Genomic DNA, 14,313 nt, shown 5'->3' with positions numbered 1-14,313 from the left:
GATACGTGTTGTGCAGTGCACAAGGAACCTGCCATGACAGACACCGCGACGCCCTCGAACACCCCGCACCGGGTGGTTATCGTCGGTGCCGGATTCGGCGGGCTGGAAGCCGCCAATTCGCTGCGCAATGCGGATGTCGCCGTCACCGTGGTCGACCAGCGCAATCACCATCTTTTCCAGCCGCTGCTCTATCAGGTCGCAACGTCGACGCTGGCGACGTCGGAAATTGCCTGGCCTATCCGGCATCTCCTGCGCAAATACAGCAATATCAAGACATTGCTTGGAACTGTTGATAGCGTTGATACAAAAGCACGGACTGTTTCAACGGCGGATGGCGAGGTTATACCCTATGATACGCTGGTGCTGGCAACCGGTGCGCGCCATGCTTATTTCGGCCATGACGATTGGGAGCCATTCGCGCCGGGGCTGAAGACGCTTGAAGATGCCACCACGATCCGCCGGCGTATTCTCACTGCTTTTGAAAAGGCCGAGCGCGAGCCCGATCCGGCGCGCCGTACGGCATTGCTGACCTTCGTCATCATCGGCGCCGGGCCGACGGGTGTGGAAATCGCCGGAACCATTGCCGATCTGGCGAGGGATACGCTGAAAGGTGAATTCCGGGTGATTGATCCCGCCACGGCGCGGGTGATCCTGATCGAAGGCGGGGAGCGCGTGCTTGGCGCCTTCGCGCCTGACCTTTCCGCCTATGCGCAGCGGGCGCTCGAACAGCTCGGCGTGCAGGTACATCTGGGCAATCCGGTGACAAGCTGCACGGCGGATGGCGTGGAATATGCCGGGCAATTTGTCGGCGCGGCGACGATCATCTGGGCCGCGGGTGTCCAGGCCTCTCCAGCGGCAAAATGGCTCGACGTACCGGCGGACCGGGCAGGGCGTGTTGCCGTCAACGACGATCTGACCGCTCCGGGGCATCCGGATATTTTTGTCATCGGCGATACGGCAACGGTCAAAAATGGCGGCAAGGGCATGGTTCCCGGTATTGCGCCCGCTGCCAAGCAGCAGGGAATCCATGTGGCAAAAACAATCAGGGCGCGATTGGCCGGCGATGCCGCGCCAAAGCCTTTCCGCTATCGCCATGCGGGCGATCTTGCAACGATCGGCAAGCGCGCGGCGGTGACGGATTTCGGCTGGATCAAGCTCAAGGGCTATGTCGCCTGGTGGCTATGGGGACTTGCCCATATCTACTTCCTCATCGGCGTGCGCAACCGTCTTGCGGTGGCCATGAGCTGGCTGTGGATTTCCGTCAGCGGCACGCGCAGCGCCCGCCTGATCACGCAGAAGGACGCGGCGGAGGAAGATCACCTGAAATGATTCATGTCGTGATGAAGGTCTTGATGCCGTCCGCCACGAATTGCACCGCCAATGCCGCCAGGATGACCCCCAGAAGGCGTGTCAGGATCGAGCGGCCTGTTTCACCCAGAAAGCGGTCGACGCGCTCAGCGAGGAAAAACACGACATAGGATGCAGCGATGCAGATCAGGATAATACCGATCAGCGCCAGCCGCGATGTCGGCTCGGACAAGGTGCCGGCCAGCAGGATGGTCGCGGAGATGGCGCCGGGACCGGCAATCAGCGGAATGGCGAGCGGAAAGGCGGCGATATTACGGATATGATCCTTGGTGATGGCAACGGTTGCGCTCTTCTCGTGCCGCTCCTGGCGTTTTTCGAAAATCATCTCGAAGGCGATCCAGAACAGGAGCAGGCCGCCGGCAATCCGGAAGGCGCCGATGGTGATGCCGAACAGCGCCAGGATCTGTGCGCCCGCTACGGCGAAGATCGTCAGCACGACAAAGGCGGTGATGCTGGCACGCAGGGCAACCTGGCCGCGCTCCTTGCGATTCATGCCCCTGGTCAGCGCCAGAAACAGCGGCGCCAGTCCCGGTGGATCGATCGTCACCATGAGGGTAACGAGCGCATTGAGCAGGGTGTCATAAAGCGCCACGATTTTGCTTTTCTTCTCTGATTGAAGCTGCGCGAGAATAGCGGATTCGCAGTTAAGCGTCGATAAAGTTGGGATTTTGCAACCAAGTTTTTCACCGATTGAAATGAACTGTTGTATCTTATTGAAAACAAAGGGTTTTCATCTGTGTACTGTGGTGCCGCCGGTTGGCTTTTACGTTGAAAAGCCGCTATAAGATGAAGATTGATTCTATACGAAAGATGAGTGCCTCGTGTCTGAACTAACCCCACCATCCGGCCCAGAAGACGATAAACCAGGCGGAAATTTCGGCATTGAGCCAATTTCCATTATCGAGGAGATGCAAAGCTCCTATCTCTCCTATGCCATGAGCGTGATTGTCAGCCGCGCACTGCCTGACGTGCGTGATGGTCTGAAGCCGGTGCACCGGCGCATCCTGCATGCGATGAACGAAATGGGCCTGTCCTGGAACAGATCCTACCGTAAGTCCGCCGGTGTGGTCGGTGAGGTCATGGGTAAATACCATCCCCACGGCGACGCCTCGATCTACGACGCTTTGGTGCGCATGGCGCAGGACTGGTCGCTGCGCGATCCGCTGGTCGACGGGCAGGGCAATTTCGGCTCCATCGACGGCGATTCCCCGGCGGCGATGCGTTACACCGAGTGCCGTCTCGAAAAAGTGACGGAATCCCTGCTTGAGGATATCGACAAGGAAACGGTCGATTTCCAGGACAATTATGACGGCCGCGAGCAGGAGCCGGTGGTTCTCCCTGCCCGTTTCCCCAATCTTCTGGTCAATGGCTCCGGCGGCATTGCCGTCGGTATGGCGACCAACGTTCCGCCGCACAATCTGGCTGAAGTCATCAATGGCTGTATTGCCCTGATCGACAATCCGGCCATCGACCTGGCGGAACTGATGGAAATCATTCCGGGTCCGGATTTCCCGACGGGCGGCATTGTTCTCGGCCGTTCCGGCATTCATTCCGCCTACAGCACCGGCCGTGGCTCGATCCTGATGCGCGGCAAGGTCGCCATCGAAGCCATGCGCGGCGACCGCGAAGCCATCATCATCACCGAAGTGCCTTATCAGGTGAACAAGGCGACGATGATCGAAAAGATGGCCGATCTCGTGCGTGAAAAGCGCATCGAGGGCATTTCGGACATCCGCGACGAGTCCGACCGCGACGGTTACCGCGTGGTCGTCGAGCTGAAGCGCGATGCCGTTGCCGATGTCATCGTCAACCAGCTCTATCGCTTTACCCCGCTGCAATCCTCGTTCGGCGCCAATATGGTGGCGCTCAATGGCGGCAAGCCGGGCCTGCTGAACCTGATGGACATTCTGCGCGCCTTTGTCGCCTTCCGTGAGGAAGTCGTCAGCCGCCGCACGAAATTCCTGCTGCGCAAGGCGCGCGACCGCGCGCATGTGTTGGTCGGTCTGGCGATTGCCGTTGCCAATATCGACGAGATCATCGCGCTGATCCGCCAGGCGCCCGATCCGGCAACGGCGCGCGATCAGTTGATGGAACGCCGCTGGCCAGCCAACGACGTGGCACCGCTGATCACACTGATCGCCGATCCGCGCCACACGCTCAATGACGACAACACCTACAATCTGTCGGAAGAGCAGGCACGCGCCATTCTCGATCTGCGCCTGCAGCGCCTGACCGCCCTCGGACGCGATGAAATCGCCGATGAACTCAACAGGATCGGCGTTGAAATCAAGGATTATCTCGAAATCCTCGCGTCGCGTCTGCGCATCATGACCATCGTCAAGGACGAACTTGCCGCCATCCGCGACGAGTTCGGCACGCCCCGCCGCACGGAACTGACCGATGGCGGCGCGGATATGGACGACGAGGACCTGATCGCCCGGGAAGACATGGTCGTGACCGTCAGCCATGCGGGTTACATCAAGCGTGTGCCATTGACGACCTATCGCGCGCAGCGCCGTGGCGGCAAGGGCCGGTCCGGCGTGACCATGAAGGACGAGGATTTCGTCACACGGCTGTTCGTGGCCAACACCCACACGCCGATGCTGTTCTTCTCATCCCGCGGCATTGTTTATAAGGAAAAGGTCTGGCGCCTGCCGATCGGCACGCCGCAGTCCCGCGGCAAGGCACTGATCAACATGCTGCCGCTGGAACAGGGCGAGCGCATCACGACAATCATGCCGCTGCCCGAAGACGAGGCAAGCTGGACCAATCTCGACGTCATGTTTGCCACGACGCGCGGCACCGTGCGCCGTAACAAGCTCTCTGACTTCGTTCAGGTCAATCGCAACGGCAAGATCGCGATGAAGCTGGAAGAAGAGGGCGATGAAATCCTCGGCGTGGATACCTGTGACGAGTTCGACGATGTGCTGCTGACCGCTGCCGGCGGCCAGTGCATCCGTTTCCCCGTCACTGACGTACGCGTCTTTGCCGGCCGTAACTCCATCGGTGTTCGCGGTATCACGCTGGCCAAGGGCGATACGCTGATTTCAATGGCTATTCTGGCGCACGTGGATGCAACGCCAGCCGAACGCTCGGCCTATCTGAAGCAGGCAGCAGCGGACCGGCGTGCGCAGGGTGCGGATGATGTCGAGGAAATCGCGCTGGTCGGCGAAGAAGCCACGGATGTGGCTGATCTTAATACCGAGCGTTATGCGGAACTGCGTGATCGTGAAGAGACCGTTCTGACCGTCAGTGAGTTCGGTTACGGCAAACGCTCGTCATCCTACGAATTCCGTGTTTCGGGACGTGGCGGCAAGGGTATCCGCGCAACGGATACATCGAAGACCGATGAAATCGGCAAGCTTGTGTCGCTGTTCCCGGTCGAGGCCTCGGATCAGATCCTGCTCGTCTCTGATCGCGGTCAGCTGATCCGCGTTCCGGTCAACGGCATTCGCATCGCCGGACGTTCCACAAAGGGCGTAACGATCTTCAATACAGCCGATGGCGAGAAGGTTGTGTCGGTCGAGCGGATTTCGGAAACCGATAGCGATGACGAAGAGCTCGAGGCGATTGTGCCGACCGAAGGCGGGGCGGATATAGTCGCTCCTGAGAGCGGTTCTGACGAGAGTTAGAACCGCGGGCGGTCGTTCTGACCGTTCATGGGCTGACCGTTCATGGGATAAACACCGAAGCGGGATGTCTTAACTTTGGCTTCCCGCTTTTTGTTTTCTTCCAACATCATGACGACGGCGGAAACCATCATCGCGATCATCATGCCTACACTCAGAAGTACAAACATTCATTTATCCCTTCAATCTTCAGCTTTCCTGTGATTAACAACGCAATAGGGGCCGAAAGGTTTCATTTTCTGCGTTCTTTATAGTTGGCGGGAACTGAATGCTTGCTGATACGCCCGTTCATCTTCCGTTCATTTATCATGAAGGGAGGACTCTTTCCGGCCATTGAAAGCGCCCGATAAAACGGCTAGGAGACGGTATGACAATCGCAATTTACGCCGGATCCTTCGACCCGATCACCAACGGACATATGGATGTCCTGCAGGGCTCGCTGCGCCTTGCCGACAAGGTATTCGTGGCCATTGGCATTCATCCGGGCAAGGCGCCGCTGTTTTCCTTCGACGAGCGCGTGGACCTGATCAAACGGGTTGCTGCGGATGTTTTCGGCAAGGACAGCCAGCGGCTCGAGGTGGTATCCTTCGATGGTCTGCTGATTGATGCCGCCCGCAAACACGGCGCTTCCCTGATGGTGCGTGGCCTGCGGGACGGTACGGATCTCGATTACGAGATGCAGATGGCCGGCATGAACGGAACGATGGCGCCGGAGCTGCAAACCGTGTTCCTGCCGGCTGATCCTTCGGTCCGCACGATTACTGCCACATTGGTCCGCCAGATTGCGGCCATGGGCGGCGACGTCCGGCATTTTGCTCCCGCTCTTGTCGCCGAGGCGCTCAGGGCCAAATTCAAATAGGGCTTTCTTCTCATCCCCATCCGTTGGAGACTTTCTGTATGTCCGTATTTCGCACTGCGCTTCTTGTGGCAGCCGTTTCTTCCCTGTCTTTTGCTGCTTTGACCCCAAGCTGGGCCGATGACCAGAACACCATGACGATCAAGCTGAAGGACGGCGACGTCAAGATCGAGCTGCGTCCCGACCTTGCGCCGAAACATGTCGAGCAGATCAAGGCGCTGGCCAAGGAAGGTGCCTACAACAATGTCGTGTTCCACCGCGTCATTCCCGGCTTCATGGCCCAGACCGGTGACGTGCAGTATGGCAATACCGAAAAGGGCTACAATCAGGCAGCCGCTGGAACCGGCGGCTCGAAGCGTCCGGACCTGCCTGCCGAGTTCTCGAAGGAACCCTTCGTGCGCGGCACCGTCGGCATGGCACGCTCGTCCAACCCGAATTCGGCCAATTCGCAGTTCTTCATCATGTTCGACAAGGGCGCATTCCTGAACGGCCAGTATACGGTCGTCGGCAAGGTGACGAGCGGCATGGAAGCTGTCGACAAGATCAAAAAAGGCAATGAAGCGCAGAATGGCGCCGTTGAAAATCCGGACAAGATGATCAAGGTCACTGTCGGTCCGGCAAAATAATCTAACAAAGGAGATGCCGGAAATGGCTTACAAAGATCCAGAAAACACGATCCTGCTCGAAACCACCAAGGGCAATGTCGTCATCGAACTCTACCCCGATCTGGCACCCGGCCATGTCGAGCGCATCAAGGAACTGGCACGCGAAGGCGCCTATGACGGCGTCGTCTTCCACCGCGTCATCGATGGTTTCATGGCGCAGACCGGCGACGTGAAGTTCGGCAAGAAGGGCGGTTCGTCCTTCAATCCGTCGCGCGCGGGCATGGGCGGTTCGGAAAGGCCGGACCTGAAGGCAGAGTTCTCCAACGCCAATCACGGCCGCGGCGCGTGCTCGATGGCCCGTTCGCAGAACCCGAATTCGGCCAATTCCCAGTTCTTCATCTGCTTCGACGATGCGGGCTTCCTCAATCGCCAGTACACGGTTTGGGGCCAGGTCATCGAAGGCATGGACAATGTCGACAAGATCAAGCGCGGCGAGCCCGTGCAGGATCCGGATTCGATCGTTTCCATGCGCGTTGCCGCAGACGCCGAATAAGATCGCATTGACAGACCATGCGTGTTGATCTTTTCGATTTTGATCTGCCGGAAGAAAACATCGCATTGAGACCTGCAGAGCCGCGCGATTCAGCGCGGCTTTTGCTTGTGAAAGCGGACAGTTCCGGATTTGACGACAGTACCGTTCGCAATCTCGGCGATTTTCTGCGCCCTGGCGATGCTCTCGTTTTCAATGATACCAAGGTGATACCCGCACAGCTTGAAGGGTTTCGCGAGCGCGAAGGTGTAAAGGCTCAGATCAGTGCGACGCTGCATATGCGGGCGGGACCGGATCGCTGGAAGGCGTTCCTGCGTCCGGCAAAACGCATCAAGCAGGGCGAGAGGATCGATTTCGGTCACGGCAACAATGCCTGCCTGCTCGGGTCGTTGCAGGCCACTGTCGCCGAAAAGGGCGATGCGGGCGAAGTCCTGCTGGTGTTTGATTTCAGCGGCGCCGATCTTGATCAGGCCATTGCGGCGGTCGGGCATATCCCGCTGCCGCCCTATATCGCCTCCAAGCGGGCGGAAGATGGCCGCGATAAGGAGGATTACCAGACCGTCTATGCCCGCGAGGAAGGTGCCGTTGCCGCCCCCACGGCGGGACTGCACTTTACCCCTGATTTGCTGGACGATCTGAAAAAGCGCGGCATCGAAGAGCACTTCGTCACGCTGCATGTGGGCGCTGGCACATTCCTGCCTGTCAAGGCGGACGATACGGCAGACCACAAGATGCATGCGGAAATCGGCCATGTGGACCAGAAGACGGCGGATGCACTCAACGCCGTGAAGGCGCGGGGCGGGCGCATTGTCAGCGTCGGCACGACCTCGCTGCGTTTGCTGGAAAGCGCGACGGGCGAAGATGGTATCATCCGGGCATGGTCGGGCCCGACGGATATTTTCATCACGCCGGGTTACAGGTTCCGGGCGGTTGACCTGCTGATGACCAATTTCCACCTGCCGAAATCGACACTGTTCATGCTGGTGTCAGCCTTCAGCGGCTTCGAGCGCATGCATGCGGCCTATGCCCATGCGATCAAAAATCACTACCGCTTCTATTCCTATGGCGATGCAAGCCTGTTATGGCGATCCGCATCATGACAGAAAATTTTGAATTCAAACTGATCGCAACCGATGGCAAGGCCCGGCGCGGTGAAATCACCATGCCGCGCGGCACTGTCCGCACGCCCGCCTTCATGCCGGTCGGCACGGCGGGCACGGTCAAGGCCATGTATATGGACCAGGTTGCCGAACTCGGCGCCGATATCATTCTCGGCAACACCTATCACCTGATGCTGCGCCCGAGCGCCGAACGGATTGCAAAACTCGGCGGACTGCACGATTTTGCCCGCTGGCCCGGACCGATCCTGACGGATTCCGGCGGTTTCCAGGTCATGTCGCTGGCGCAACTGCGCAAGCTCGACGAAAAGGGCGTGACTTTCCGCTCGCATATCGACGGGCGTGCCCATGAGATGAGCCCGGAACGCTCGATTGAAATCCAGGGGCTGCTGGATTCCGATATCCAGATGCAGCTGGACGAATGCGTTGCCCTGCCGTCAACACCGAAAGATATCCAGCGCGCCATGGAACTGTCGCTGCGCTGGGCGGAACGCTGCAAGACGGCATTCGGCAACCAGCCGGGGAAAGCCATGTTCGGCATCGTGCAAGGCGGCGATGTGCCGGATCTGCGCATCCGCTCGGCCCAGGCGCTGAAGGCGATGGATCTGAAGGGATATGCCGTCGGCGGTCTCGCGGTCGGCGAACCGCAGGAGGTCATGCTCGACATGCTGGATGTGACCTGTCCTGAACTCCCTGTGGAAAAGCCGCGCTATCTCATGGGTGTGGGCACGCCCGAGGACATCCTGAAATCCGTGGCGCGCGGCATCGACATGTTCGATTGCGTGATGCCGACACGGGCAGGGCGGCATGGCCTGGCCTTTACCCGCCGCGGCAAGGTCAATCTGCGCAATGCGCGCCATGCGGATGATCCGCGCCCGCTGGATGAGGAATCCTCATGCCCGGCCGCACGCGATTACAGCCGCGCCTATCTGCATCATCTGGTCAAATCGGGTGAAGCGCTGGGCGGCATGCTGCTGACATGGAACAATCTGGCCTATTACCAGCAGCATATGCAGGGTATCCGCGATGCCATCGAAGCAAAACGCTTTGATGCTTTCAGCGCGGAAACCCAGGCCGCCTGGACCGAGGGCGACATCAAGCCCTATGCCTGATCAGCCCGTAGCCGGTTGGGACGGCTTGTCGGGGTCGCACGGCGCGAAGAGCTGACGCAGGCCGTCAATGGCGGCGATCTGGTCTTCGTGGGTGAGGGTATCCATATCCAGCAGTTTCAAACTGCGTAAACCCTCGATGGTCAGGAACGCGATGAGGGCCATGGTCGGGTCCTCCGAGTTCTCCTTCATGCGGTCCAGCAATTGCTTGTTGTAGCGGCGGATCGGATCAATGAAGCTTGGATCATTGGCAATGGCTGCCAGAATGCCTGAAGGCTCCGGCTCATTGAGCACAAATTCAGCGCGATAGACCTCGATGCAGGCCTGAACCACACTGTTCACCTTGTGGTTGCGGCGTGCTTCCTGCATGCGCAGGGATTCGTCGAATTCAGCGACGTGGTGTTCGACCAGCGCTTCCAGAAGCTTGGCTTTGGTCGGGAAGGTGTAGAGCAGGCCGCCCTTCGACAGCCCGGCGCGCCGTGCGACGGCATCAAGGGAGAGATGGACCGGACCAACCTCCATGGCAATCTCCGCAGCAGCCTGCAGAATCTTATCTTTGGTGGTGAGAGTGGCCGCCCGCATTCCGTTCCTTTTTCTACAACTTTGGGTCCATAAGGGATTCCGCTTCTATTGACTTTACCGTCCGGACGGTACAGTAAAGTGCGCGTGGCAATCAAGTCCACATCACGTTATTCTCATTTGACAGGCTAGCAACAAACTTTGCTGGCCATTGTTTTGTTGCGGAGCGGTTCCTGATGATTAAGCGCTACATTCTACCCGTGATCATTCTCATTTTGGTCGTGGTGCTTGCCGGAGGGCTGGTCTGGTTCAACTTTTTCCGCGATGGAATGATCAAGCAGTTCTTCGCGACCATGCAGCAGCCGGCGCAATCCGTCTCGACCTATACGGTCGAGCCCGCCGTCTGGACGCCGAATATCGAAGCCATCGGTACCGTCAGCGCCATTCAGGGTGTCGAGCTGGCCGTGGAAGTCGCGGGTATCGTCAAGGACATCCCGTTCACAGCCAACGATATCCTCGAGAAGGGCGCATCGCTGCTGCAGCTGGATGACGCCATCGAAAAGGCCGATATTGTCGCCGCCAAGGCGCAGGATGTGCTGAACGACCAGACATTGGCGCGTGCCCGCACCCTGAATACACGCGGTGTCGGCGCGGAATCCAATGTGGATACGGCCCAGGCCGCATCGCTGGCCAAGAAGGCTGAAATTGCCAAGCTGGAAGCTGTCATGGAGCAAAAGCTGCTCAAGGCACCGTTCAAGGGCACGGTCGGTATTCCGCGCATCGAGCTCGGCCAGTATCTGTCGCCGGGCACAGTCGTCGTTTCGCTGCAGGACCTGTCCACCATGCGTGTGGATTTCACCGTCAACGAACAGAATCTCAATCTGATCAAGATGGGCCAGTTGATCAAGCTGAGCCTTTCGGATGCCGATCAGCCCTATGAAGGCCAGATCACGGCGATCGAACCGCGTATTGATCCGTCGACGCGTCTGGTGTCGGTGCGTGCGAAAGTCGATAATCCCGAAGGCAAGTTGCGGCCCGGCCAGTTTGCGCAGGTTCGTGTCGAGCTTCCCAAGGAAGAAGGCGTATTCACCTTGCCGCAGACGGCGCTCGTCTCCAGCCTTTACGGCGACTACATCTATGTCGTTCGCCCGGCACCCGACGCAGCCAAGCCGGCAGACGCGGCCAAGCCAGCAGCGGATGCGGCCAAGCCAGCAGCGGATGCGGCCAAGCCTGCTGCCGCCGGTGCGACTGCAGAGAAGAAAGAGCCCAAGCTTGTCGTTGCACAGGTTTTCGTCAAGCCCGGCCGCCGTTCCGGCCTTCTGGTTGAAATCACCAAGGGTCTGAACAAAGGCGACATCGTTGTGACGGCCGGTCAGAACCGCCTTAACGCCGGTTCGGTGGTCACAATCGCCAATGACGTGAACCCAGCAAATACAACCGATTCAGGACTGCCCAAGAAATGAATTTTTCAGAAGTTTTCATTCGCCGCCCCGTTCTATCGACGGTTGTCGCTTTGATGATCATTCTGCTTGGCGCGCAGGGTTTGACGAATCTTTCGATTCGCCAATACCCGAAGGTCGAGGAAACGGCCATCACCGTTACAACGGCCTATGCTGGGGCAAGTGCCGATCTTATTCAGGGATTCATCTCTGCGCCCATCGCCAATGCGGTGACCACGACGGAAAACATCGACTACGTGACGTCATCGTCGTCACCGTCGTCGAGCACCGTCACCGTTCACATGAAGCTTGGCTCCAATCCTGATGCGGCTTTGACCGAGGTCATTTCCAAGGTCAACCAGGTGCGCGGCAATCTGCCCAAGGAGGCGGACGACCCTGTCATCACCAAGGGCACGGGGCAGAATTTTGCGACGATGTACCTCGCCGTGCAGAACCCGAACATGACGAGCGAGCAGATCACCGAATATCTGCAGCGCGTCATCCAGCCGCGCATGTCGACCATTCAGGGCGTTGCCAACGCGCAGATCCTGGGCGGTCAGGTTTTCTCGATGCGCGTCTGGATTGATCCGGTCAAGATGGCGGCGCATACGACGACGGCTTCGGAAGTATTGGCTGCCATCAATCAGTCCAACTTCCTGTCGGCGCCGGGCAAGGTGCAGAACTTGTACACGGCTTCGCCGATCACGCTGAAGACCACATTGCAGACGCCAGAGGCATTCGGTGCCCTGCCGATCAAATCCGACGCCAAGAGCATCGTGCGGTTGCGCGATATCGCGCGGATCGAGCTTGGCGCGGTGAGCACGGATACGCGCGTGACCTTCAATGGCTCGAGCGGTACGTTTATCGGTATTTTCCCGACACCTTCGGCGAACCCGCTGGATATGACGGCGGCCGTGCGCAAGGAATTGCCGGCGATCCAGGCAACTCTGCCCGATGGCATGACCATGATCATGCTTTACGATTCGACGGAACAGATCAGTTCGTCGGTCGATGAAGTGTACAAGACCATCGGTGAAGCCGTGCTCATCGTTGTTCTGGTGATCCTTCTCTTCCTTGGTTCGTTCCGCTCCGTCATCATTCCGGTCGTCACGATTCCGATTTCGCTGGTCGGCGTGTGCTTCTTCCTGTTCCTGCTGGGCTATTCGATCAACCTTCTCTCCCTGCTGGCGATGGTTCTGGCCATCGGTCTCGTCGTGGACGACGCGATCGTTGTTCTGGAAAACATCCATCGCCACATCGAAGAGGGGCTGAAGCCGCTCGATGCCTCGCTCAAGGGCATGAAGGAAATCACCGGGCCGATCATCGCGATGACGATCACGCTTGCTGCCGTGTTCGCACCGCTCGGCTTTACCGCCGGTCTTACCGGGGCGCTGTTCCGCGAGTTCGCGTTTACGCTCGCCGGTGCGGTTATCATTTCCGGTGTCGCGGCGTTGACGGTTTCGCCGATGATGTGCGCGCTGCTGCTGAAACCCGGCAATCACAGCCGTTTCCAGCGCATCGTGGACAGAAGCTTCGGCTGGCTTGAAGGTGTCTATGAACGGCGCGTTGCCGGGTCGTTGGCCTTCCGGCCGGTGACATTGCTGATCGTTATCATTCTGGTGGCTTTGACAGGATTTCTGTTTACCAAAACGGCATCCGAACTGGCACCGGAAGAAGATGGCGGCTTCCTGGTCTCGCTGGTCAATGCCCCGCAATATGCAACGACCGACTATACGCTGCTCTATGCCAACCAGATCGATGCGCTGACGAAGGATCTGCCGGAGCTCAAGGCCCGCTTCAATATTGCCGGTCTTGGCACGACGAATTCCGCCTTCGCCATCTGGGTCTTCAAGGATTGGTCACAGCGCACCAAGTCGCAGAAGCAGCTTCAGCAGGAACTGCAGAAGATGATTGCTCCGGTGGCGGGTGCGCAGGCCTATATCTTTGCCCTGCCGACCCTTCCGGGCAGCGGCGGCGGCTTGCCGATCTCCGTGGTTCTTCAATCAACCGGTCCGTCGGACAAGGTGTTTGAAATCGCCGAAGAAGTAAAGCGGCAGGCTCAGGCGTCCGGCAAGTTCATTGTCGTGCAGAATTCCCTGTCCTTCAACGCACCGCAGACGACGGTAACGATCGATCGTGACCGTGCGGCGGCTCTCGGCGTGCCGGTGAGTGACATCGGCCAGACGCTTGGATTGCTGGTCGGCGGCGGCAAGATCGCCAAGTTCGACCGCGATTCCAACAGCTACGACATCATTCCGCAGGTGCCGCAGGATTTCAGATCGAATCCTGAAAACCTCGGTCAGTATTTTGTCAAAAGCGCCTCGGGTGACATGGTGCCTTTGTCGGCCGTGGTCAAAATCGTACAGAATGCGGCACCGGCAGCCATCGAGCAGTTCAATCAGTTGAATTCCGCAACGATCAGTGCCTTGCCGATGCCGGGCGTCTCCACAGGTGAAGGCCTGCAGACGGTCATCAACACGGCACGCCCCTTGATGCCGGATGGGTTCTTCCTCGATTACATCGGCCAGTCGCGTCTGGAAATCACCCAGGGCAACACGATCCTCATTGCCTTCATTCTGGCGGTTGTCGTGATTTACCTGGTGCTTGCGGCGCAGTTCGAAAGCTTCCGTGATCCGTTCATCATCATGATGTCGGTGCCCTTGTCGATCTTCGGTGCGATTGTTCCCTTGAACATGGGGCTGGGAACGCTGAACATCTACACGCAGGTGGGGCTGATCACACTGGTCGGGCTGATTACCAAGCACGGTATTCTCATGGTGGAATTTGCCAACCAGCAGCGGGAACTGCATGGGATATCGCGGCATGATGCGATCATTCTGGCTGCCAAGACCCGTCTTCGCCCGATCCTGATGACGACCGCCGCCATGGCGCTCGGCGTTATCCCGCTGATCACGGCGACCGGTGCGGGTGCGGCAGCCCGTTATTCCATCGGCCTGGTGATTTTCTCCGGCATTCTGGTCGGCACGATCTTCACGCTCTTCGTGGTGCCGATGTTCTACACCTTCATTTCACACAGGGATCACACGGCTGAGCCAGCCGCGGCGCCTGTGCCGAACGGGGATGCGCAATTCGGCCGTACCTGACCGGTTGATATCCGCA

12 protein-coding genes are annotated in these 14,313 nt (G+C 58.8%); 9 read left to right on the top strand and 3 right to left on the bottom strand.

Annotated features, from left to right (window positions below; genetic code table 11):
* Positions 1 to 33 precede the first annotated feature (33 nt).
* Positions 34 to 1,329: an NAD(P)/FAD-dependent oxidoreductase gene (locus RDL77_RS01700; RefSeq protein WP_288191583.1), complete on the top strand. Its 1,296-nt coding sequence runs from the start codon at positions 34 to 36 to the stop codon at positions 1,327 to 1,329.
* Position 1,330: 1 nt separating this feature from the next.
* Here RDL77_RS01700 and RDL77_RS01695 read toward each other — a convergent pair whose 3' ends face one another.
* Positions 1,331 to 1,960, bottom strand: coding sequence for a MarC family protein (locus tag RDL77_RS01695; RefSeq protein ID WP_223613286.1), 630 nt, complete (start codon positions 1,958 to 1,960; stop codon positions 1,331 to 1,333).
* A gap of 229 nt (positions 1,961 to 2,189) precedes the next feature.
* On the opposite strand from RDL77_RS01695, the gene gyrA reads away from it, so the two are divergent.
* Positions 2,190 to 5,000 carry a DNA gyrase subunit A gene (gyrA, locus tag RDL77_RS01690; RefSeq protein WP_288191582.1) on the top strand — a complete coding sequence of 937 codons (2,811 nt, stop codon included), beginning with the start codon at positions 2,190 to 2,192 and terminating at the stop codon, positions 4,998 to 5,000.
* On the opposite strand, the gene RDL77_RS01685 is transcribed toward gyrA, so the two are convergent.
* Positions 4,997 to 5,167, bottom strand: coding sequence for a hypothetical protein (locus RDL77_RS01685; RefSeq protein WP_288191580.1), 171 nt, complete (start codon positions 5,165 to 5,167; stop codon positions 4,997 to 4,999). The genes gyrA and RDL77_RS01685 overlap by 4 nt on opposite strands.
* A 197-nt stretch (positions 5,168 to 5,364) precedes the next feature.
* Here RDL77_RS01685 and coaD point away from each other — a divergent pair, with 197 nt between their 5' ends.
* From coaD to tgt, 5 genes are read left to right on the top strand one after another with little or no spacing between them, the layout of a single operon-like run.
* On the top strand, positions 5,365 to 5,856 hold the full coding sequence (gene coaD, locus RDL77_RS01680) for a pantetheine-phosphate adenylyltransferase (RefSeq protein WP_288191578.1): 492 nt from the start codon (positions 5,365 to 5,367) through the stop codon (positions 5,854 to 5,856).
* 38 nt (positions 5,857 to 5,894) lie between these two features.
* The gene (locus tag RDL77_RS01675) at positions 5,895 to 6,479 is read left to right on the top strand and encodes a peptidylprolyl isomerase (RefSeq protein WP_223613290.1); all 585 of its coding nucleotides are present in this window, start codon (positions 5,895 to 5,897) and stop codon (positions 6,477 to 6,479) included.
* A 22-nt stretch (positions 6,480 to 6,501) separates the two neighbouring features.
* A complete protein-coding gene (locus tag RDL77_RS01670) occupies positions 6,502 to 7,011 on the top strand; it encodes a peptidylprolyl isomerase (RefSeq protein ID WP_223613291.1) in 510 nt (169 codons plus the stop codon).
* Between the two features lie 17 nt (positions 7,012 to 7,028).
* Positions 7,029 to 8,108 carry a tRNA preQ1(34) S-adenosylmethionine ribosyltransferase-isomerase QueA gene (gene queA / locus RDL77_RS01665; RefSeq protein WP_223613292.1) on the top strand — a complete coding sequence of 360 codons (1,080 nt, stop codon included), beginning with the start codon at positions 7,029 to 7,031 and terminating at the stop codon, positions 8,106 to 8,108.
* The gene (gene tgt, locus RDL77_RS01660; RefSeq protein ID WP_288191576.1) at positions 8,105 to 9,238 is read left to right on the top strand and encodes a tRNA guanosine(34) transglycosylase Tgt; all 1,134 of its coding nucleotides are present in this window, start codon (positions 8,105 to 8,107) and stop codon (positions 9,236 to 9,238) included. Before queA ends, tgt begins: the two co-directional genes overlap by 4 nt.
* On the opposite strand, the gene RDL77_RS01655 is transcribed toward tgt, so the two are convergent.
* Positions 9,239 to 9,817, bottom strand: coding sequence for a TetR/AcrR family transcriptional regulator (locus tag RDL77_RS01655; protein WP_223613294.1), 579 nt, complete (start codon positions 9,815 to 9,817; stop codon positions 9,239 to 9,241). It abuts the gene before it with no gap.
* A 173-nt stretch (positions 9,818 to 9,990) separates the two neighbouring features.
* Here RDL77_RS01655 and RDL77_RS01650 point away from each other — a divergent pair, with 173 nt between their 5' ends.
* Both RDL77_RS01650 and RDL77_RS01645 read left to right on the top strand, forming a co-directional pair.
* On the top strand, positions 9,991 to 11,217 hold the full coding sequence (locus RDL77_RS01650; protein WP_288191575.1) for an efflux RND transporter periplasmic adaptor subunit: 1,227 nt from the start codon (positions 9,991 to 9,993) through the stop codon (positions 11,215 to 11,217).
* Positions 11,214 to 14,297, top strand: coding sequence for an efflux RND transporter permease subunit (locus tag RDL77_RS01645; protein ID WP_288191574.1), 3,084 nt, complete (start codon positions 11,214 to 11,216; stop codon positions 14,295 to 14,297). Before RDL77_RS01650 ends, RDL77_RS01645 begins: the two co-directional genes overlap by 4 nt.
* Positions 14,298 to 14,313: the final 16 nt, after the last annotated feature.

The organism is uncultured Phyllobacterium sp. (assembly GCF_902479695.1).
Classification (GTDB): domain Bacteria; phylum Pseudomonadota; class Alphaproteobacteria; order Rhizobiales; family Rhizobiaceae; genus Phyllobacterium; species Phyllobacterium calauticae.
This window is presented reverse-complemented; position numbering and strand designations above follow the sequence as displayed.